At 69.2% G+C, this 20,159-nt stretch carries 17 protein-coding genes; 6 read left to right on the top strand and 11 right to left on the bottom strand.

Translation table 11 applies throughout. The annotated features are described in order from the left end of the window. Positions 1-573, bottom strand: a complete 573-nt coding sequence (locus tag RJ03_RS11895; protein WP_036501250.1) for a TetR/AcrR family transcriptional regulator — start codon at positions 571-573, stop codon at positions 1-3. Between the two features lie 73 nt (positions 574-646). On the opposite strand from RJ03_RS11895, the gene RJ03_RS11890 reads away from it, so the two are divergent. Beyond that, a complete protein-coding gene (locus RJ03_RS11890; RefSeq protein WP_036501249.1) occupies positions 647-1,531 on the top strand; it encodes an SDR family oxidoreductase in 885 nt (294 codons plus the stop codon). 57 nt (positions 1,532-1,588) lie between these two features. Then, a complete protein-coding gene (locus RJ03_RS11885) occupies positions 1,589-2,410 on the top strand; it encodes a cyclase family protein (RefSeq protein WP_036501248.1) in 822 nt (273 codons plus the stop codon). A 28-nt stretch (positions 2,411-2,438) separates the two neighbouring features. On the opposite strand, the gene RJ03_RS11880 is transcribed toward RJ03_RS11885, so the two are convergent. The 3 genes from RJ03_RS11880 to RJ03_RS11870 are packed head-to-tail and all read right to left on the bottom strand — an operon-like array spanning position 2,439 to position 4,306. Then, entirely contained in the window at positions 2,439-3,041 is a 603-nt protein-coding gene (locus tag RJ03_RS11880; RefSeq protein ID WP_083870763.1) for a DUF4232 domain-containing protein, read from the bottom strand. Next, complete coding sequence (locus RJ03_RS11875; RefSeq protein ID WP_051024594.1) at positions 3,041-3,670, bottom strand: maltokinase N-terminal cap-like domain-containing protein; 630 nt, start codon at positions 3,668-3,670, stop codon at positions 3,041-3,043. The genes RJ03_RS11880 and RJ03_RS11875 overlap by 1 nt, the downstream gene beginning before the upstream one ends. A 9-nt stretch (positions 3,671-3,679) precedes the next feature. Continuing rightward, the gene (locus RJ03_RS11870) at positions 3,680-4,306 is read right to left on the bottom strand and encodes an HdeD family acid-resistance protein (RefSeq protein WP_157121522.1); all 627 of its coding nucleotides are present in this window, start codon (positions 4,304-4,306) and stop codon (positions 3,680-3,682) included. 183 nt (positions 4,307-4,489) lie between these two features. Between RJ03_RS11870 and RJ03_RS11865 the strand changes: the two genes are divergently transcribed. After that, complete coding sequence (locus RJ03_RS11865) at positions 4,490-5,803, top strand: cytochrome P450 (protein ID WP_036501247.1); 1,314 nt, start codon at positions 4,490-4,492, stop codon at positions 5,801-5,803. A 34-nt stretch (positions 5,804-5,837) separates the two neighbouring features. On the opposite strand, the gene narI is transcribed toward RJ03_RS11865, so the two are convergent. Genes narI through RJ03_RS11845 form a run of 4 tightly spaced genes read right to left on the bottom strand, consistent with a single transcriptional unit; the run spans position 5,838 to position 12,551 of the window. Then, positions 5,838-6,572 carry a respiratory nitrate reductase subunit gamma gene (narI, locus tag RJ03_RS11860; protein ID WP_036501246.1) on the bottom strand — a complete coding sequence of 245 codons (735 nt, stop codon included), beginning with the start codon at positions 6,570-6,572 and terminating at the stop codon, positions 5,838-5,840. Next, positions 6,569-7,204, bottom strand: coding sequence for a nitrate reductase molybdenum cofactor assembly chaperone (narJ, locus tag RJ03_RS11855; RefSeq protein ID WP_036501245.1), 636 nt, complete (start codon positions 7,202-7,204; stop codon positions 6,569-6,571). Before narJ ends, narI begins: the two co-directional genes overlap by 4 nt. Further along, positions 7,201-8,859 (bottom strand): nitrate reductase subunit beta, encoded by a 1,659-nt coding sequence (gene narH, locus RJ03_RS11850; protein ID WP_036501244.1) that lies wholly within the window; start codon positions 8,857-8,859, stop codon positions 7,201-7,203. The genes narJ and narH overlap by 4 nt, the downstream gene beginning before the upstream one ends. Beyond that, the gene (locus RJ03_RS11845) at positions 8,856-12,551 is read right to left on the bottom strand and encodes a nitrate reductase subunit alpha (protein WP_174372295.1); all 3,696 of its coding nucleotides are present in this window, start codon (positions 12,549-12,551) and stop codon (positions 8,856-8,858) included. Before RJ03_RS11845 ends, narH begins: the two co-directional genes overlap by 4 nt. Before the next feature lie 361 nt (positions 12,552-12,912). Here RJ03_RS11845 and RJ03_RS11840 point away from each other — a divergent pair, with 361 nt between their 5' ends. Next, entirely contained in the window at positions 12,913-13,581 is a 669-nt protein-coding gene (locus tag RJ03_RS11840) for an SDR family oxidoreductase (RefSeq protein ID WP_036501243.1), read from the top strand. Positions 13,582-13,645: 64 nt separating this feature from the next. Next, a complete protein-coding gene (locus RJ03_RS11835; RefSeq protein WP_051024592.1) occupies positions 13,646-14,623 on the top strand; it encodes an EamA family transporter in 978 nt (325 codons plus the stop codon). Here the strand turns inward: RJ03_RS11835 and RJ03_RS11830 are convergent. Continuing rightward, positions 14,596-15,354 carry a MerR family transcriptional regulator gene (locus RJ03_RS11830; RefSeq protein WP_036501399.1) on the bottom strand — a complete coding sequence of 253 codons (759 nt, stop codon included), beginning with the start codon at positions 15,352-15,354 and terminating at the stop codon, positions 14,596-14,598. The two genes, RJ03_RS11835 and RJ03_RS11830, sit on opposite strands and share 28 nt — an antisense overlap. Positions 15,355-15,428: 74 nt before the next feature. Next, the gene (locus RJ03_RS11825) at positions 15,429-16,058 is read right to left on the bottom strand and encodes a TetR/AcrR family transcriptional regulator (protein WP_036501397.1); all 630 of its coding nucleotides are present in this window, start codon (positions 16,056-16,058) and stop codon (positions 15,429-15,431) included. Positions 16,059-16,106: 48 nt separating this feature from the next. Between RJ03_RS11825 and RJ03_RS11820 the strand changes: the two genes are divergently transcribed. Further along, the gene (locus tag RJ03_RS11820) at positions 16,107-19,274 is read left to right on the top strand and encodes a carboxyl transferase domain-containing protein (protein WP_036501241.1); all 3,168 of its coding nucleotides are present in this window, start codon (positions 16,107-16,109) and stop codon (positions 19,272-19,274) included. A gap of 25 nt (positions 19,275-19,299) precedes the next feature. On the opposite strand, the gene RJ03_RS11815 is transcribed toward RJ03_RS11820, so the two are convergent. After that, entirely contained in the window at positions 19,300-20,097 is a 798-nt protein-coding gene (locus RJ03_RS11815) for an SAM-dependent methyltransferase (RefSeq protein ID WP_036501395.1), read from the bottom strand. Positions 20,098-20,159: the final 62 nt, after the last annotated feature.

The following is a 20,159-nucleotide window of genomic DNA, read 5'->3' as shown; positions in this document are numbered from 1 at the left end:
TCAGTCGAACAGGCCGGTCCGCGCCATCGCGATGAGGCGTCGCGCGCGGTCCGCCCCGGCCTGCTCGCGTGTCCAGGCCGCGGCGTTGATCAGGGTGGCGATATCCGCGGCCGTGACCTCGGCGCGCAGCGCGCCCGCATCCCGCGCACGCTCGGTCAGTCGTTCGGTGATGCGATCCATCCTCGCGCAGTCGGCGTGCAGTTCATGGTCGTCGTCGTGTGCACCCGCGGCGAGCAGGGCGGCCAATCCCTGATAGGTGGCGGCGTGCTCGACCACGAGCGCGACCCATGCCGCCAGGTTCTGGGCGGGTTCCTCCTGCCGATCGCAGAGGTTCTCGCCGCGTTCGAACAGTGTCTCGTTGCGTTCCGACAACAGTGCGGCGACCAGCGCGCGGCGCGTGGCGAAATGGCCGTACAGGGTTCCGATTCCGACGCCGGCTCGCCGCGCCACCTGCTCGAGCGGCGCGTCGACGCCGCTTTCCGCGAAGACGGTATCGGCGGCCGCCAGCAGGGACTGCCGGTTGCGGCGGGCGTCGGCGCGCGGCTTGCGCCGGGTGGGCGGGGTGTCGTTCACAACCAACCCTTCTAAGTCGAGGTAGCCTCGAGTTATTATTTCGAGGGTCCCTCGAGTTTAGTAGGAGTTACTCATGATCCTCGTCTTCGGTGCCACGGGTTCGATCGGCCGCCACGTGGTGGGGCACCTACGGCGCGAACAGGTCCCGTTTCGAGCGTTCGTGCGGGATGCGGCCCGCGGGCGGGAGTTGGGCGCAGACGTCGCGGTCGGCGACCTCGACGAGCCGGAAACGCTGACGGCCGCATTGGCGGGCGTCGATCGAGTATTTCTGTGTTCGCCCGGCGCCGTGCCGGTCTCGGGCCCGCAACCGATGATCGCGCAGCAGACCGCGGTGATCGACGCGGCGGTTCGCGCGGGGGTGCGGCGCGTGGTGAAGGTGTCGGTGTGGGGCGCGCGGGTCGGCGGACTGCTGGCTGAGGGTGCGCACGGCGAGATCGAGGCTCACCTCGAGGCCTCCGGCCTGGAATGGTCGGTGTTGCAGCCCAGTGGGTTCATGCAGAACTTCCTCACCGGCGCCGGTTCGTTCACCGACAGCGGCGATCTCATCGGCGCGTACGGCGACGCCGGGGTGTCCTATGTGGATTGTGCCGATATCGCCGCGTGCGCGGTGGCGCTGCTGATCGGCGGCCGGGGCGCCGGCGAGCGGTTCGTGGTGACCGGCCCGCACGCACTGTCGCATACCGAAATCGCCGCCGAATTGTCGAGGGTGGTCGGCCGGACCGTGTCGTATGTGGATCTGCCGGTGCGCGAGTTCGCCCAGCGCCTGATCGCCCAGGGGCTTCCCGCGGCGTTCGCCGACGATGTCGCCCACCTCTATCGGGAGGTGGCGGCAGGCACACTGTCCGAAACGACCTCGGCGGTGGCCGATCTCACCGGGCGACCGGCCACGACGTTCGCCGAATTCCTCGATCGGGAACGAGAAGCATTGCGGCACTGGCCACCTCGCATCCCGGCCTGAGGGCCACTCGCCGTCCCCTGCCGGTGTGCCCGGGCAGCGACTAAGCTGCCGGTCACCATGTGCGCACCTCGGATCGTCCGGATCGCCCACGACAGCGCCGATTTCCCGGCGGTTCCGTCGCGGCGCGCCTTGTCGGGCGCCGCGGGCCTGGCGGCGCTGGCGGCGGCCACCGCGCCGATCGCACGCGCGGGCACGGGAGCAGTCGTCGACCTCACGCATCGGGTGGGGCCGAATACGCCGATGTGGCCGGGCAATCCGCCGTTCGCGATGGTTCCGGTGGGATGGCATGCGCTGGGAGGTTTCGATCAGAACGCGATCGCGCTGTGGGAGCACACCGGAACACATGTCGACGCACCGCTGCGCCGCGCTTTCGGCGGGGTGGGGCCCGACACCTTCTCGGCGCGCGATCTGGTGGCTCCGCTCATCGTGATCGACATCAGCGCGAAGGCGTCGTTCGACGTCGACGCCACGGTCACGATCGACGACATCGATGCTTTCGAGCGGATCTACGGCCGCATTCCGCCGCGTGCCTTCGTCGCCATGTATTCCGGATGGGAGCGTCGGCTCGCTCATCCGGCGGCCTTCGTCAATCTCGACGTCGAGGGCACCCCGCACGCCCCCGGCTTCTGCGCCGAGGCCGCGGAATACCTTGTGCGCCGACGCGATATCGCCGGCGCGGGGGTGGATACGCTCAGCCTCGACCACGCGGCCGATCCCGACTTCGGCGCACACACCGCATTCCTCGGCGGCGGCCGCTACGGCGTGGAGATGGTGGCCAACCTCGGCTCGGTTCCACCGACCGGTGCCACCGTGGTGGTCGGCGTGCCCGATCACATCGGCGGTACGGGCGGGCCGTGCCGGATGCTCGCCCTCACCTGAGATCCGGCGCACCGCGACGCGGGTAGCTTCAGCCGGTGACCGGGTGCACCTCCAGGGCGCAGGTGTCGATGGTGGTGTGCACGGTGTGGATGTCGGTCGAATCGGGGGCTGTCACTGCCAGACTCGTGTACAGCGGGCAGTCCTCCCCGGCCGGGCCCATCGCGGACCCCTCCACGACCGCGCGGGCGGGGCGGCCGGGCAGCACCGTGACGGTGGGCGGAGTGTCGTCGTCCGAGGGCAGTCCGCCCATGTAGCCGCGTGGAGTGCGTCGGGCGTGCAGGACCGGGCCGCCCTCCCCGGTGTCGACGCCGGGATAGCCGCCGATCGTGCAGGGCGGGGTATCGGCGGCGAGGGTGAAGGTCACTTCGACGCCGCGATGCATCATGCCCGGCGACAGGGTGTGGGCGGCGATGTCCAGTTGGCGCGGCCGGCATGCGGCGACGGCCGAGGAGGTGGTGGTGGGCAGCGCCGTGAGGCTCGCCTCCGGCGAAGGCGCCTGCGCGGCGGAGGTTTCGGTGGCCGGACGAGCCGACGTGGCGGGTCCGGAGTCGTGCTGCGCGCAACCGGCGAGTGCGGCGGCCGCGCCGAGCGCCACCACCGCCGCCGTCCGATTTCCGTATCTGCCGATCATCACCTCGACTCCTTCCGGCCGCACGCGTGCGCGTTCAGTTCACCGCTGCCTCCAGCACGACCCCCTCGGCCGTGGCGCCCTCCGCATCGGTCCAGCCCACTCGGACCCACCCGCGCGCGGATACGGCCGACCGTGACGGAATCCGATTGACGCGCACGGCCTTCGGCGTTTCCGGATCGACGACGGACACCTCGACGGTGCGGGCGGGAGTGTCGCTGCGGTTCTGGTCCTGGGCCACCGCGCGGCCGCTGAGCAGCGCCGCCATCTGCGCGAGCGCCACTGAGCAGCGCCGCCATCTGCGCGAGCGCCACCGGATCGCGCGCGGCGTCGTAGATCCACCTGGTCCCGAGCACGCCGTGTTCGGAGGTACCGATCAGCGCCACGTCCGCGCCGGGAAGCGGGGCGCCACGATAGGTCATCGGCACGTGGTAGACCGGCTGCCGGGCATCGGCGGTGTCGACGACGAGCAGGTGCTCGATGCCCACCTCACCGTCGGGATCGTCGAGGCGGAAACCGCCCGCCTTGTGCAGGTGCGGCGTTGTGCCGGTGAACCATTCGCGCGTCGGCAGCCATGCGGTGAGCAGTTCGAGTTTGCCGGGCTCGAGGGTGGTGTGGTGAACGACAGCCATATGCCGACCCTAATCCGCGGCCCGGACCGGGGTGGGTGCGCGCGGACCGAGCAGGCCGCGCACTCCCACCTGGTCGCCGCCGCGTTCCGGACGGCGCACGCGCACGGCCATGCGGATCTCCATCGCGCCGAGCAGGATCAGGCACACACCGACCAGAACCGACAAGGCCGCGACGGTGTCGATCGGCCACACCAGCACGATCAGCCCGGCCAGCAGTGTCGCCAGGCCGTAGCCTTCGCGCCGGCCCGGCTTCGGCAGATCCTCCGACCAGGCCGCGACGATGGCCTGCACGATGCCGCGGATCATCCACCCCATCCCGACCCACATGGCCAGCAACGCCACCCAGTCTCCGCTGCGCATGCACCACAGCGCCAGCAGTACCGACAGGGCCCCGCTCACGAATTCCAGCGCCTTGAGCCCGCCGCGGATGCGCGCCCGGAACGCCACCGTGAATTGCCAGGCGGCGGTCAACAGCAGGGTCGTGCCGAGCAATAGCTCCGCTACCTGAACGGACTTATCGGGCCAAACGAGCAGAACCACCCCGACGACGATCGACCCACAGCCGATCGCGCACGCCAGGTGCCAAGCATCACCAGCGAAGACATCCCTGCGTCCGGCCGCTCGGAAGGTGGGCATGGCCCCGATGATATGGCCCCGGACGGTGCGCACTGCGCAATTTCACAGGTTCGGCCCGGCCGATCAGCTATCGGACAGCCGCACATCCGCTCGTAGAACGTGTGTGGTTCGGTAACGGCTACCGGGCTACCGTAGGTGGGATATCGGATCTCGCACCGTTGCGGCCCGCCGGGAGGTTGCCTCATGAGCACTGTGTTTCCGCCGGGTCCCCGGCTGCCGCGAGTGGCGCAGACGCTGCTGCACGCGAAATGGCGGGGCTGGTTCGCCGGGGTGGCGTCGCGCCGCTACGGCGATGTCTACACGATGCGCATGATCGCACCGTATGCCGAGAATCTGGTGGTGTTCTCGCGGCCGGAGCATATCCGCGAAATCTTCGCCGGCGCCCCGGCGGATCTGCATGCCGGCGAGGGCAATCGGGTGCTGGAGCCGGTGATGGGACAGCATTCGCTGTTGCTCACCGACGAGGACGAACACGCCCGCGCCCGCCGATTGTTGATGCCGGCGTTCACCGGCTCGGCGCTGCGCGGCTATCGCGACCTGGTCGAGGCCATCGCCAAACATCACATCGACCAGTGGCAGCCGGACACCACCCTCGTGACGTTGCCACGGATGAACGAACTGACACTCGATGTGATCATGCAGGTGGTGTTCGGTATCAGCGAGCAGCGCGGGCGTGCCGAGCTCGCGCCGCGGCTGCGCTATCTGGTCGATGTGGGCCCGCTGATCTTCCTGGGCTGGAAATGGCATCGACTGCAGCGTTTCGGCCCGTGGAAGCGGTTCGCCGACAACAAGGACGCGATCGACGCGCTGCTCTACGAGGAGATCGCGCGCCGGCGCGGCGAGCCGGATCCCGGCGACCGCGCCGATGTGCTGGCCCGGTTGCTCGCGGTGGGCGCGGAGGCCGGTGACGAGCCGCTCTCGGATGCCGAACTCCGCGATCAGCTGGTGACCCTGTTGCTGGCCGGGCACGAGACCACCGCGTCGGCGCTGTCGTGGGCGATGTTCGAATTGGCCGCCCACCCCGAAGTGCAGCAGCGGGCGCGGCGCGCGGCCGCCGAGGGCGACGACAAATATCTGGAAGCGGTACTGAAGGAGGCGATGCGCCGCCATCCCGTCATCGGCGGCACTTTGCGCCGGCTGACGCGCGAGACGACGATCGGCGGGTACACCCTGCCCCGCGGCACCGTCGTGCAGACCTCGATCGTGCTGGCGCATGCGAATCCCGACAATCATCCCGAACCCGAAAGTTTCCGTCCCGAACGCTTTCTCGACGGCGGCGTCGCCGCCAATACCTGGCTGCCGTTCGGTGGTGGTGTGCGCCGCTGTATCGGCGCCGGATTCTCGTTGATGGAGGGCACGGCGGTGCTGTCGGAGGTGCTGGGCCGATTCGCCCTGGCTCCGGTGCGGACACGCGAACGCGGGCGCATCCGCAACATCACCAACGTGCCCGCCCACGGTGCGCCGGTGCTGCTGCGACCACATCCGGGCACGCTCTGATCCGGCAGAACCCCGCTCGGAGAATTCCGGCGCGCTACTGCACCCGTTCCCAGCCGCGCGGCGGCCGGTGCGCCCCGAGCGACACGTCCCGGCTGCGATAGACCAGATAGGGTCGCGTCAGATAGCCGACGGGCGCGGAGAATACGTGGACGAGCCGGCTGAACGGCCAGAACGCGAACAGCGCACAGGCCGAGAGCGCGTGCAGCTGAAAGGCCGGCGGCGCCCCGGCCATCAGCGCGGGGTGCGGGTCGAGGTAGAACAGCGACCGGAACCACGGCGACACGTCGGTGCGGTAGTTGTGCGGATCGCCGGTCGCGTTGCCGTAGACGGTGGCGGCGAGGCCGAGCGCCAGGGTCAGGCCCAGCAGCACGTACATGATCTTGTCGTTGCGAGTGGTCGCGGAGAACACCGAGCCGACGGTGCGGCGGCGGTAGATCAGGATGCCCAGCCCGGCCACCGTCGCGATGCCGGCGACCGCGCCGAGGCTGAACGACACGATGTGATAGGTGGTTTCGCTGATACCGATCGCCTCGGTCCACGACTGCGGGATCACCAGACCCAGGACGTGACCGAGGAACACGAACACGATGCCGTAGTGGAACAGCGGACTGCCCAGGCGCAGCAGCCGGTTCTCGTACAGCTGCGAGGAGCGGGTGGTCCACCCGAATTTGTCGTAGCGGTAGCGCCAGATCAGCCCTACCACGCAGATCGTCAGCGCCGCGTACGGCACCGCCACCCACAGCAGCACGTCGATCGCGCTCACGGTCATCGGCGGCCTCCGATCGGCGTCGGCATGTAGGTGGGCGGTGCGAACGGCTCGGTGCCGACCTCCTCACCGGGCGGGCCGGCGGCGATGAGCCGGGCGACGGCCTCGCTGTCGGTGCCACGCAGCGGCGGCAATGTGGCCGATACCGAATCCAGGACCCCGGCCCACGGAGATCCGTACTCGCGCAAGGCTGCTCGCATCACCTCCACGCCGGCGCGATGGTCGGTCAGCACCCGCAGTCCGGCTTCCGGTTCGGTGGCGGCGAATTCGAGGACGACCGCCAGATGGTCGGGAAGTTCCGCGTCGTCGAGTTGCCAACCGGCGCGGTGGTAGAGCTGTTTGAGGCGCAGCAACGCCATTCCGCGTTTGCGGGTGTCGCCGTGGGAGAAGTAGGTGAGGTAGGGGCTGAACCGCTTGCGGTGGTCGAAGGTGTCGACGTATTCGCTGCCCAGCAGCAACGGCGGCGTGCTCGCCAGATGCGACAGCAGCGGCCGCACGGGTGTGCCGACCGCGACCGGCAGCGCCGCCGTCGCCCGGGTGAGCAGTGGAAGCGAATCCAGCAGCGCCGCATCAGGATAGCCGAGCAGCAGCGACTGGATCTGCCATGCCGCGCAGCGCGTCGTCGTGCGGGTCATGGGCGATGCCTCCCGCCGCGGCGCCGCGGTAACAGGCCCTCCGGCCGTCCGCGCCCGTCCCAGTTGAGCAGGTTCACCCGCGTCGGTTCCGAGGTGGGCGCGTCGGCGGTCTGGCGGTCCTGCAACATGCGGAAGTTCTCCACCGCCACCGGAGTGGGCCCGCCGGAGCTTTCGCCGAACGGTCCCCAGCCGCCCATCCCCGGGCCGCCGTCGCGGTCCAGATCGCATTCGGTGGCGAGTTCCTCGAGCCCGTGCGCCTGTTCGGCATGAGCCGTCGGGACGACGTAGCGTTGCTCGTATTTCGCCAGTGCCAGCAGCCGATACATGTCGTAGAGCTGTTCCTCGGACATGTCGACGGCGGCGGCGATCTCCGGGCGCGGCGGACGGCCGAGGTTGACATCGCGCATATAGCTGCGCATCGCCGCCATTCGCCGCAGCACCGCCTCGACCGGTGCGGTATCGCCCGCGGTGAACAGTTGCGCCAGATAGTCGACCGGGATGCGCAGGGCCTCGATCGCGGCGAACAGATTGCCGTGGTCCTCGGCGTCGTGGCCGGTATCGCGCAGCACATCCACCACCGGTGACAGCGGCGGGATGTACCAGACCATCGGCACGGTGCGGTATTCCGGATGCAGTGGCAGCGCGACCCGATAGGTGCGGATCAGCGCGTAGACCGGAGAGCGTTGCGCTGCCTGTACCCAGTCGCGCGGAATTCCGGCGCGTTCACACGCCGCGATCACCTGCGGATCGAACGGATCGAGAAAGGCGTCGCGTTGCGCGGCGTACAGATCGCGTTCGTCCGGGGTGGACGCGATATCGGTGACGGTGTCGGCGTCGTAGAGCAGCACGCCGATATAGCGCAGCCGTCCCACACACGTTTCCGCGCACACCGTCGGCAGGCCGACCTCGAGCCGCGGGAAGCAGAAGGTGCATTTTTCCGCCTTACCGGTGCGGTGGTTGAAATACACCTTCTTGTACGGGCATCCCGATACGCACATGCGCCAGCCGCGGCACCGGTCCTGATCGACCAGCACGATGCCGTCCTCGGCGCGCTTGTAGATCGCCCCGGACGGACACGCGGCCATACAGGCCGGGTTGAGGCAGTGTTCGCAGATGCGCGGCAGATAGAACATGAAGGTCTGCTCGAACTCGAATCTGACCTTGTCACCGACCTTGTCCAGCAGCGGGTCGGCCGCGGCCAGTTCGGGGGCGCCGCCCAGATTGTCGTCCCAGTTGGCCGACCAGGTGACGGCGGTGTCGCGGCCGGTGATCAGCGAGCGCGGCCGCGCCACCGGCGGATGCCGTTGCAGCGGAGCGGTGGTCAGCGTGTCGTAGTCGTAGGTCCAGGGTTCGTAGTAGTCCGACAGCTCGGGCAGAGTCGGATTGTCGAAGATCGTGAACAGGGTCCGCATGCGGCCGCCGCGCCGCAGCCGCAACCGGCCCTTGCGGTCGAGGACCCAGCCCCCTTTCCATCGGCTCTGATTCTCGTAGGTGCGCGGATACCCTTGTCCCGGACGGGTTTCCACGTTGTTGAACCAGACGTATTCGACTCCGGCGCGGTTGGTCCAGGTTTGTTTGCAGGTCACCGAGCAGGTGTGGCAGCCGATGCATTTGTCGAGGTTCATCACCATCGCCAGGTGCGCCATGGGCCTCATCGGTAGCTCACCTCCTGGCTGCGGCGGCGGATCACGGTCACTTCGTCGCGTTGATTGCCGGTGGGGCCGAGATAGTTGAAGGCGAACGACAATTGCGCGTAGCCGCCGATGAGATGGGTGGGTTTGATCAGCAGCCGGGTGAGCGAATTGTGGATGCCGCCGCGCTTGCCGGAGGTTTCGGCCAGGGGCACGTCGATCAGTCGGTCCTGGGCGTGATGCATGTACACCGTGCCTTCGGGCATGCGATGCGAGACGACGGCGCGGGCCACCACGACGCCGTTGCGGTTGACCGCCTCGATCCATTCGTTGTCGCGCACACCGAGTTTCGCCGCGTCGCGATCGGAGATCCAGATCGTCGGGCCGCCACGCGACAGGCTCAGCATCAACAGGTTGTCCTGATATTCGGAGTGGATGGACCATTTCGAATGCGGGGTCAGATAGCGCAGCGACAGTGCGCGCTCACCGTGCTGCCCCAATCGGGGTTCGTCGAACAGGGCCGACATGTCCAGCGGCGGCCGGAAGACCGGCAATTGTTCACCGACCTCGGCCATCCAGTCGTGGTCGAGATAGAAGTGCTGGCGTCCGGTGAGGGTGTGCCACGGTTTGGCGCGTTCGACATTGACGGTGAACGGCGAGTATCGCCGCCCGCCGGTTTCGGATCCGGACCATTCCGGTGAGGTGATCACCGGCACGGGCGCGACCTGGGTGTCGGCGAAGGTGATGCGCGTACCCGCGTGTTCGGCGGCCAGATCGGCCAGCGGGGTGCCGGTGCGCTGCTCGAGGGTGCGAAAGCCCTGCACGGCGAGGCGGCCGTTGGTGGTACCCGACAGTGCCAGGATCGCCTCGCAGGCGTCGATATCGCGTTCGAGGCTGGGGCGCCCGGCGGCCGGCCCGCCGCGCACGATGCCGTTGCGCGCGGCCAGATCCGCCACTTCCCGGCTCACGTCGAAGGTGACGCCCTTGGTGGCCGCGCCGAGCCGGTCGACCAGCGGCCCGAGTGCGCCCATCTTCGCGCGGACCGCGCCGTAGTCGCGTTCGACGGCGGTCAGCCGCGGCATCGTCAGACCCGGAACCGGTTGGCAGGCACCGGTTTTCCAGTCCCGCACCGCACCGTGCGGGGTGGCCAGTTCGTCGGGGGTGTCGTGCAGCAGTGGTGTCGCGACGATATCGGTGCGCACCCCGAGGTGGCGGCGCGCCAAGCGGCTGAATTCGGCGCCGATGCTCGCGAACGCGTCCCAGTCGGTGCGGGTCTGCCACGGCGGTGCGATCGCCGGGCTGAACGAATGCACGAACGGGTGCATGTCGGTGGAGGACAGATCGTATTTCTCGTACCAGGTCGCGGCCGGCAGCACCACATCCGAGTACATGGTGGTGCTGGTCATCCGGAAATCCAGCGTCAGCAGCAGATCGAGTTTCCCCTCCGGTGCCTGCTCGTGCCACACCACCTCACGTGGCCGGGCATCCGGCGGGGCCTGCTCGGCGCGCAGCGAGGAGTCCGCGCCGAGCAGGTGACGCAGGAAGTACTCGTTGCCCTTGGCGGAGGAGCCGAGCAGATTGGATCGCCAGATCGACAGCACGCGAGGGAAATTCGCCGGGTTGTCGGGATCTTCGCAGGCGAACCGCAGCTTTCCCCTCGTCAACTGGTCGACGATATGGTCCGCGGGCGTGCGGCCCGCGCGTTCGGCCTCGTCGGCCAGGTCGAGAGGGTTGCGATCGAAAGTCGGATACGAGGGGGTCCAGCCCATGCGCGCTGCCTGTGCGATGAGGTCGGCGGTGCTGCGCCCGGACAGGTCACCCGGACCGGTGGTCGTGGTGAGGGTGTCGGCGGCGAAGGGGTCGTAGCGGAACTGATCGGTGTGCAGGTACCAGTACACGGTCTGGTTCATCTGCCGCGGGGGCCGGGTCCAGTCGGTGGCGTTGGCCACCGTGGCCCAGCCCGTGACGGGCCGGCACTTCTCCTGGCCCACATAGTGCGCCCAGCCGCCGCCGTTTCGTCCCTGGCAGCCGGTGAGGGTGGTGAGGGCCAGGAACGTGCGATACATGGTGTCGGAGTGGAACCAGTGGTTGGTGCCGGCGCCGAGGATGATCATCGAACGGCCTCGAGTCTCTTCGGCATTGGCGGCGAATTCGCGGCCGATGCGCGCCGCGGCGGCCGCAGGTACCCCGGTGATCGCCTCCTGCCAGGCGGGCGTGCCGGGATGGGCGGCATCGGCGTAGCCGGTGGGCCACTCCCCCGGCAGGCCCTCGCGCCGCACACCGTAGCGGGCCAGCATCAGATCGAACACCGTGGTGACGAGATGGCCGCCGACCGTGCGCACGGGAACGCCGCGCCGCACGACCGCGACCGCGCCGTCGGCGGTGTCGAAGCGCGGCAGTTCCACCACCACCGCCCGGTCGCCGGCTGCCGACAGTGCCGGCTGCACATCGTCCAACTCCAGGTTCCAGCGTCCGGCGCCGTCGGCGCCGTAGCGGAACCCGAGAGATCCGTTGGGCACCACGGGTTTTCCCTGCTCATCCAGCAGGACGGTCTTGAATTCGGCATTTTCGGTGCGGGCGAATTCGTCGAGATCGGCGGCGGTGAGAAATTTGCCGGGACGGTATACGCCGTCGCTGTCGTCCAGCCGCACCAGGAACGGCAGATCGGTGAACCGGCGCACGTAGTCCTCGAAATAGGGCACCTGGCGGTCGACGAAGAATTCCCGCAGGATCACATGACCCATCGCCATCGCCAGGGCGGCGTCGGTGCCCGGATGCGGGGCGAGCCATTCGTCGGCGAATTTCACGTTGTCGGCGTAGTCGGGCGCGATCGCGATCACCTTCTGGCCGCGATAGCGGGCCTCGGTCATCCAGTGCGCATCCGGGGTGCGGGTCACCGGGACGTTCGAGCCCCACATCATGAGATAGCCGGCGTCCCACCAGTCTCCGGACTCGGGCACATCGGTCTGGTCGCCGAAGACCTGCGGGGAGGCGACGGGCAGATCGGCGTAGAAGTCGTAGAACGACAGCATCGACCCGCCGATCAGCGAGATGAACCGCGAGCCGGCCGCGAACGACACCATCGACATGGCGGGGATCGGTGAGAAGCCGGCAATCCGGTCGGGCCCATAGGTTTTGATGGTGTGCACGTGCGCGGCGGCCACCAGTTCCACCGCCTCCTCCCAGCCGGCGCGGACCAGTCCGCCGCGGCCGCGCGCGCTCTTGTAGCGCCGGGCAGCCTCCGGATCGGAGACGATCGATTCCCAGGCGGTGACCGGATCGCCGGTGCGCGCCTTGGCTTCTCGATACATTTCGAGCAGTACACCGCGGATGTACGGGTAGCGGATGCGGGTGGGTGAATAGGTGTACCAGGAGAACGCCGCGCCGCGCGGGCAGCCGCGGGGCTCGTATTCGGGGCGGTCGGGACCGACGGACGGATAATCGGTGGCCTGGGTCTCCCAGGTGATGATGCCGTCCTTGACATACACCTTCCACGAACAGGATCCGGTGCAGTTGACGCCGTGCGTGGAGCGCACCACCTTGTCGTGGGCCCAGCGTTCGCGGTAGAACTCGTCGGCCTGACGGCCGCCGCGCACGTATTCGGTGCGCAGATCCGCGGAGACGGTGGCGCGGGTGAAGAACCGGCGACTGCGAATCAGCGCTGCCGTCACTTCGGAATCCAGGGCCGCGCCGTTCCCGCGTGCGGTACGTGCCATCTGCCCGCCTCTCGCCCGGATCGCCGCGTCCCGCGCGATCGCCTCACACCGTCACACGAACACTGGCACCGTAATCGCTAATCATTGGCAATCGGCGTATTTCGGCGGCAACGGATACGGAGTCGAAATAGGAGGTTTCCAGCGATCATGTAGCACCCACCGGTCGCGTCCCGGTATTTCCGTCCGGAACCGACTGGTCCGCGCGCTGCCGCACAACATCTTCCGCCGCGATCCGGCCTCGCCTCCGAACCGTGCCCCGGTACTCGTCGCGGCCGATAGCGCGCACCCGGGCGCGGTGCGTGTCGGCGCGGAGTCCACAATCGGCAGTGGACCGCACTCGCCGACAGAGAGGTGATCACTCGTGAAGGTGTTCCAGATCGGCGCGGCGGGCGGCGTGGGCCGCCGCCTCGCGCAACGGCTGACGGACCGCGGTGACCAGGTCACCGGTATGCATCGCAATCCCGAACAGGCCGAGACCGTCGCGGCGACCGGGGCGACGCCGGTGTCGGGCGACCTGATCCACGACACGGTCGAGGATTTGGCGGCCAAGATCGCCGGGCACGACGCCGTGGTGTTCTCCGCGGGCGCACACGGCACCGGCCCCGACAAGACGACGGCGATCGACGGCGCCGGCCTGGAGAAGGCGGCCGCCGCGGCGGCGCAGGCGGGCGTCTCGCGCTTCGTGCTGGTGTCGGTGTTCCCCGACGCCGGCCGCGACCGTGAACCCTCCGAGGGGTTCGAGCACTACATGCGGGTGAAGAAGTCCGCGGACGTCCACCTGACCCACACCGCGCTCGACTGGCTCATCGTGCGCCCGGGCACGCTGCTCGACGATCCGGGTTCGGGCACCGTCACCGCCGGCCTGGCCATCGAATACGGGTCGGTCGCCCGCGACGATGTCGCCGCCTTCATCGACGCGGCCCTGCACGAACCGGCGCTGAACCGGGTCATCGTGGAGCTCACCGGCGGCAGCACCCCCGCCGCCGATGCGGTGGCGGAACTCGTGGCCGTGACCACTCCCCGTCGCTGACCGTGGCGCCGCCCCGGCGAAAATCATGTGACAGCCGTCGACGCCGGGCCTAGCGTTCTCGGGCATGTCGAGGATGGCGCCCGACGTCGGCGCCGGGCAGCGGCTGGGCACCGGCACGAGTTGCGCGGTGGTGTCGGCGGTGTCGTTCGCACTGTCCGGCCCCGTGGCTCGCGGCCTGATGACGGCCGGGTGGAGTTCCGCGGCGGTGGTGATCGTGCGGGTCCTCGTCGCCGCCGCGGCACTCGCGCCGATCGCGGCCATCCAGTTGCGTGGGAACTGGAAATTGTTGCGTGTCAACGCGTTTCTGCTCATCGGGTACGGCCTGGTGGCGATCGCCGGGGTGCAGCTGGCCTACTTCACCGCCGTCGCGCATCTGGCGGTGGGGCAGGCGTTGCTGATTCAATACACCTCCCCGATCGCGGTGGTCGGCTGGCTGTGGCTGCGTCATCACCAACGGCCGGCGGTGCCGACGGTGGTCGGTGCGTTCCTCGGCCTGGCCGGGCTGGTGCTGGTGATCGATCTGCGTTCGGGTGGCGCAGCCGATCGGATCGGCATCGCGTGGGCACTGCTCGCCATGGCCTGCGGGGTCGCCTATTTCCTGCTCTCCGCGCGCGGTGACGGCACACTGCCGGGAACCGTGCTGGCCGCGGGCGGACTGCTGGTGGGCGGGCTCGGGCTGCTCGCCGCGGGCGGCGCGGGCGTTCTTCCACTGGTCGCGACCGCGAATCCCGTTGTGTACCAGGATGTCACGGTGCCGTGGTGGCTGCCGCTCACGATTCTCGGCACCGTGACCGCCGCCCTCGCCTACGTCGCCGGCATCGCCGCCACCCGCCTGCTCGGCTCCCGCGCCGCGGCGTTCACGGGCCTGCTCGAAGTGGTGGCGGCCCTGATCTTCGCCTGGGCACTGCTCGGTGAGGCTCCGCACCCGATCCAGCTTTTCGGCGGGGTGCTGGTCCTCACCGGCGTGCTCGTCGTGCGCCGCGGCGAGGCGGCCGGCGCCGGCGCCGGCGCCGATCAGTCGGTGAGCCGCTGCTCGGCGTAGACGGCCATGGCGTCGCGCTGGTATTCGGCCAGGCCGGCCGCGATCCGTTCGTAGTTGGCCTTGAACCGCTCGTCGTCGACGTACATCTGGCCGAGGCAGGTGTAGGCGCTGCGGTTCGGGGTCCAGAAACGGCGGAGACCCTCGTATTGAGTGTGGATTTCGGCCTGCACCGCCGCATCCTCGACCGGTGTCCCGGCGGCCATGAACTCGGCCATCCGGATCATCGTCGCGGTCAGTTCCCGCTGCATGCGCTCGACATCCTCAGCGGTCATATCGGCGCTCGCCTGGCGGGACTGCTCGAACTGTTCGGGCCAGCGCTGCCGGGCCTCGTCGTCGTACTGCGTGTGATCGAAGCCCGCGAACAGATTTTCCGGGCGGTTGATCTGCACTGACATCTCCTTGTTCCCTTCGAGTTCGGCGATGGTGCGCGCCACGGTCTCGGCCATCCGTCCCAGCCGGTCGCGTTCGGCGAGTAGCCGGGCGTACTGGCGTTCGAGCGCCGCCAGCGTGTCCGGTTCGGAGTCGACCGCCTCGGCGATCTCGGCGAGACCGAGCCCCAACTCGCGCAGCACGAGGATCTGCTGCAGCCGCAGCAGGCTGTGCTCGTCGTAGTAGCGATAGCCGTTGCTACCCACGTGGGCCGGGGTGAGCAGGCCGATGTCGTCGTAGTGGCGCAAGGTGCGGGCGGTGACTCCCGACATCTTCGCCACCTCCGCGATCGACCAGCTCATGGTGCTTCCCATCTGTCCCGAGGCCGGTCGCTCCGGCCTCGTCTTCGACGGTAGAAGTTGCCGTAGCGTGAAGGTCAAGCCGAATTCTCGGCGCCCGGGCGCAGCCCGAGCAGGGTTTCGGCGATGCGCCGCATCTCCCCCAGGTATCGGGCGCGCTCGTGCGGCGGATCGGCGCGGCGGTCGAGTATGCCGCGGGTCAGTGCGTAGCCGACGGTTTCGGCGACGACTCGGACCGGTGCCGCGGGAGTGATGGTTCCGGCGCGGTGTTCGCGGTCCAGGTAGCGCGTGAAGCGGCGGATGGGGCGTTCGGAGATTTCGGCGGCCAGTTCGCCGATCTCGGGGTCCACGGTGCCGCGCTCCTCGATCAGTCGCAGCAGCGGCCCGGCGTGCAGCACCGCTTCGGCGAACGATTCGATGGTGGCGCGCAACATCTCTCGCGGATCGGAGTCGGTCAGATCGGGTTCCTGGGCGGCGAGGAATTCGTCGCGCACCCGCGCGGCGAGGGCGTGGAAGATCTCGTCCTTGGAGGCGAAGTACACATACAGCGTCGCGCGGGAGACGCCGGCCCGGGCGGTGATCGCGGCGACGGTGGTCGCCGCGTAGCCGCGTTCGATGAAGACGGCGGCCGCGGCATCGAGCAGGCCACGATGGCGGTCGGTCTCCGAGCGTTCCCGGGCCGCGCGCACTCTCCAGGCCGACGTCATACCGCCCATCCTATTGACGTTGACGTCAATGTCAATCAGACTGGCGGCATGCAGGTGGTGGTGGCGAACCGGGGTGAAGTGGCGGTCCGGGTGTTGCGTACGGCGCGAGAGCGCGGCTACGGCACACGGGTGTTGTCGACGGTGGACGAGCCGGACGCGATGCCGGTGCGGCTGGCCGACGAGGCGGTCCGGCTCCCCGGCGCGGGAGCCGCGGCCTACCTCGACATCGACGCCGTCGTCGCGGCCGCCGGGACCGCGGGACCGGGCGCGCTGGTCCATCCGGGATATGGATTCCTCAGCGAGAGCGCCGATTTCGCCGCCGCGTGCGCGGCGGCGGATCTGGTGTTCGTCGGGCCCGCTCCGGAGGTGCTGCGGATTTTCGGTGACAAGGTCGCGGCGCGGCGCGCCGCTGAACACGCCGGTGTCGCGGTACTGCCCGCCACCTCCGGCGCCGCAGGGCCCGAGCAGATCGAGGCGCTGCTCACCGCCTACCCCGAGGGCGTGATGATCAAGGCGACCGCCGGTGGCGGCGGCCGCGGCATGCGTGTGGTGCGCCGGCGCGAGGAGCTGGCGCAGGCCTATGCCCACTGCCGGGCCGAGGCGCGCGCGGGTTTCGGGGACGACACCGTCTACGCCGAGGCGCTGGTCGAACACGCCCGCCACATCGAGGTGCAGATCGTCGCCGACGGTTCGCGCGCGGTCGCGCTCGGCGATCGCGATTGCAGCGTGCAGCGGCGCCGCCAGAAACTGATCGAGATCGCGCCCGCGCCCTCCCTCGCGCCGGATCTGCGCGAGCGCCTGCACGCCGAGGCGGTACGACTGGCCGAAACGGTCGGCTGCCGGGGCGTGATCACCGTCGAATTCCTGGTGCGCGACGACACCGCCTGGTTTCTGGAGGTCAATCCGCGGTTGCAGGTCGAGCACACCGTCACCGAGGAGGTGACGGGCCTGGATCTGGTGGCCGTGCAGTTCGATCTCGCGCAGGGCCGCGCCCTCGACGATCTCGAGCTGCCCGCCACCACCCGCGGATATGCGGTGCAGGTGCGTGTCAATGCCGAAATCCTCAGCGCGACAGGCGATGTCCTGCCCAGCACGGGTGTGCTCACCCGGTTCACCCCGCCGACCGGATCCGGTGTGCGCGTCGACACCGCCGCCTACAGCGGTATGCGCCAGGGCGCCGGTTTCGATTCCCTGCTGGCCAAGATCATCGCGCGCGGACCGACCTTCCCGGCGGCGCTGCGGCGGGCCGCCGACGCCCTGGCCGAAACCACGATCGACGGCGTCGACACCACCGTCGCCCTGCAGCGTGCCGTCCTCGACGCCTTGCCCGGCGACACCACGGTCGACACGCTGTGGTTCGAACGCCACAGCGCCGAATTGGCCGCCCGGGCCGAGGAATCGGCTCCCCCGCCGCCGGTCGAGGCTGCGCCGGTGGCGGTGGACCGCTACGACGGCGACGAGCAGGTGTTGCGCTCACCGCTGGGTGGCACGGTGATCAGTGTCGTCGAACCGGGCACGGTGGTGGCCGCGGGCGCCGAGGTCGCCGTCGTCGAGGCGATGAAGATGCATCACGTGGTCCGCGCCGCACAGCCGTTGCGGGTGGTGCGGGTTCTGGCCGAGCCCGCGACGGTGGTGGATCCGCATGCGGCACTGCTGGTGTGGGACGACGCGGATCACGACGGCGAGGACGCCGACGTCACGGCCGTGGATCTCGACGCCGAACGCGACGATCTGGCGCAGGTGCGGGCCCGCCATCGTGCCGGACTCGATGAGGCACGCCCGGAGGCGGTCGCCAAACGGCACCGGCTGGGGCGGCGCACCGCCCGCGAGAACATCACGGACCTGGTCGACGACGACAGTTTCGTCGAATACGGGGCGTTGGCGGTGGCGGCGCAGCGGTCCCGGCGCAGCATCGAGGATCTCATCGCGAATACGCCGGCCGACGGGCTCGTCGCCGGGGTCGCGACCGTCAACGCCGCCCGATTCGGGCACGACCGCGCGCGGGCGGTGGTGATGTCCTACGACTACACGGTGCTGGCCGGCACCCAGGGCATGCGCAATCACGCCAAGACCGACCGGATGCTGGAACTGGCACGCGAACAACGACTTCCGGTGGTGTTCTTCACCGAGGGCGGCGGCGGCAGGCCCGGCGACACCGATCACGCGGGCATCTCGGGACTGGACGTGACGACCTTCCGCGCGATGGCCGCGCTGTCGGGCACGGTCCCGCTGATCGGCATCGTGTCCGGGCGCTGCTTCGCCGGAAACGCGGCGCTGCTCGGCATGTGCGACGTCGTCATCGCCACCCCCGACGCCAATATCGGCATGGGCGGGCCCGCGATGATCGAGGGCGGTGGACTGGGTGTCTACGCACCGGAGGAGATCGGCCCCGTGCGGGTGCAGCGCCGCAACGGTGTGGTGCACATCGTCGCGGCCGACGAAGTCGAGGCGGTGGCGATCGCCCGCGATTATCTCGGCTATTTCCAAGGGACCGTGGACACGTGGGAGGAGCCGGACCCGCGCCTGGCCCGCCATGTGGTGCCCGAGGACCGGCTGCGGGCCTACGACATCCGCGCGGCCGTGGCCGCGATCGCCGACACCGGTTCGGTTCTGGAATTGCGCCGCGACTGGGGCGTGGGCGTGGTTACCGCTTTGATCCGCGTCCAGGGCAGATCCTTCGGGCTCATCGCCAACGACTGCCATCACCTCGGCGGCGCGATCGACGCCCCCGCCGCCGACAAACTCAGCGCCTTCCTGCGGCTGTGCGACGCACACGGTCTGCCCATCGTATCGCTGTGTGACACACCTGGTTTCATGGTCGGGCCGGAGGCGGAAACGCATGCCACGGTCACGAAGTTCAGCCGCCTGTTCATCGACGCGGCCGCCATGTCGGTGCCGTGGGGCACCGTCATCCTGCGCAAGGGCTACGGCTTGGGCGCGCAGGCGATGGCGGCCGGCTCCTTCCGCGCCCCGCGATTCGTCGTCGCCTGGCCGACCGGGGAAATCGGCGGGATGGGTCTGGAGGGAGCGGTGCGGCTGGGTTTCGCGAAAGAACTGGCGGCGATCGAGGATCCGGTGCAGCGCAGCGCCGCGTTCGACAATCTGGTGCGCGCGGCCTACGAGAGCGGGAAGGCGCTCACCGCCGCGACGGTACTCGAACTCGATGACGTGATCGACCCGGCGCAGACGCGCCGCTGGATCGGCACCCTGCGCTGAGCGCGGGCGCCGATCCCCGTGCGGCTCAGGCGGATTTGCGGGCCAGCCCCGCGACGATCAGCTGCTCCCACACGCTGAGTTCGCGTCCACTGCCGGAATCCTCGGCGGCCGACTCGGGCCACCAGCGCGCGCACGGCTGCAGGCCCGGATCGAGCAGTTCCAAATCGCCGAACAGTGCCTCGATCTCGTCGTCGTTGCGCCAGCGACCGCGGCCGAAGGCGTCGAGCACCTTGCGCTCGGTGGTGTTGGTCTCGCGGTTGTGCCCGGAACGGAAATGCGAGATGTAGACCTGGCTGCCGGCCGGAACACGGGCGGCCCAGTCGCCGACCACACCGACCGGGTTCTCGTTGTCCTCCACGAAGGCCAGCACGACCCCGAACAGCAGGCCCACCGGTTCGTCGAAGTTGATCAGCCGCTTCACATCGGCATCGCCGGCGATTTCCGAGACCTGGCACAGATCACGACCCAGCACCGCGATCCGATCGTCGACCGACAACAGCGCGCGGCCGTGGGCGACGACGAACGGGTCGTTGTCGACGTAGACGATCGGCGCGTCGGGATGCTGGCGGCGCACCACGTCGTGCACGTTCTCGGTGGTGGGCAGTCCGCATCCCAGATCGATGAACTGGCGAATTCCGTTGGCGCACATGCTGCGTACGGCTCGGAGCGTGGCCGCCCGGGCGGTGATCGCCACCTGCTCGGAACCGGGCAGGAAGTCGATGAAGTAATCGGCGAGGTTCTGGTCGACGCCGTAGTTGTCGCGCCCGCCGAGGATGTAGTCGTATACCCGTGCCACGCTCGGCCTTGCTTGCCGCGCTCGCATGGCGTCGTCGTTCACTAGTCACCTCTCGATTCCCACGACGCCCGTCGCAGCCGTGGCTGATT

Origin of the sequence: Nocardia aobensis NBRC 100429, from assembly GCF_000308375.1 — a bacterium.
Classification (GTDB): Bacteria; Actinomycetota; Actinomycetes; order Mycobacteriales; family Mycobacteriaceae; genus Nocardia; species Nocardia aobensis.
Note: the sequence above shows the minus strand (reverse complement) of the source record. Positions and strands in the feature narration are given on the sequence as shown.

Excerpts from the sequence above, each read along its gene's own strand:
- RJ03_RS11815 (WP_036501395.1), bottom strand. The coding sequence starts at position 20,097 with ATGCGAGCGCGGCAAGCAAGGCCGAGCGTGGCACGGGTATACGACTAC.
- RJ03_RS11835 (WP_051024592.1), top strand. The coding sequence starts at position 13,646 with ATGTCGAGGATGGCGCCCGACGTCGGCGCCGGGCAGCGGCTGGGCACC.
- RJ03_RS11875 (WP_051024594.1), bottom strand. The coding sequence starts at position 3,670 with ATGGCTGTCGTTCACCACACCACCCTCGAGCCCGGCAAACTCGAACTG.
- narJ (WP_036501245.1), bottom strand. The coding sequence starts at position 7,204 with ATGACCCGCACGACGACGCGCTGCGCGGCATGGCAGATCCAGTCGCTG.
- RJ03_RS11885 (WP_036501248.1), top strand. The coding sequence starts at position 1,589 with ATGTGCGCACCTCGGATCGTCCGGATCGCCCACGACAGCGCCGATTTC.
- RJ03_RS11825 (WP_036501397.1), bottom strand. The coding sequence starts at position 16,058 with ATGACGTCGGCCTGGAGAGTGCGCGCGGCCCGGGAACGCTCGGAGACC.
- RJ03_RS11865 (WP_036501247.1), top strand. The coding sequence starts at position 4,490 with ATGAGCACTGTGTTTCCGCCGGGTCCCCGGCTGCCGCGAGTGGCGCAG.
- narI (WP_036501246.1), bottom strand. The coding sequence starts at position 6,572 with ATGACCGTGAGCGCGATCGACGTGCTGCTGTGGGTGGCGGTGCCGTAC.
- RJ03_RS11830 (WP_036501399.1), bottom strand. The coding sequence starts at position 15,354 with ATGAGCTGGTCGATCGCGGAGGTGGCGAAGATGTCGGGAGTCACCGCC.
- RJ03_RS11890 (WP_036501249.1), top strand. The coding sequence starts at position 647 with ATGATCCTCGTCTTCGGTGCCACGGGTTCGATCGGCCGCCACGTGGTG.
- RJ03_RS11820 (WP_036501241.1), top strand. The coding sequence starts at position 16,107 with ATGCAGGTGGTGGTGGCGAACCGGGGTGAAGTGGCGGTCCGGGTGTTG.
- RJ03_RS11845 (WP_174372295.1), bottom strand. The coding sequence starts at position 12,551 with ATGGCACGTACCGCACGCGGGAACGGCGCGGCCCTGGATTCCGAAGTG.
- RJ03_RS11870 (WP_157121522.1), bottom strand. The coding sequence starts at position 4,306 with ATGCCCACCTTCCGAGCGGCCGGACGCAGGGATGTCTTCGCTGGTGAT.
- RJ03_RS11880 (WP_083870763.1), bottom strand. The coding sequence starts at position 3,041 with ATGATCGGCAGATACGGAAATCGGACGGCGGCGGTGGTGGCGCTCGGC.
- narH (WP_036501244.1), bottom strand. The coding sequence starts at position 8,859 with ATGAGGCCCATGGCGCACCTGGCGATGGTGATGAACCTCGACAAATGC.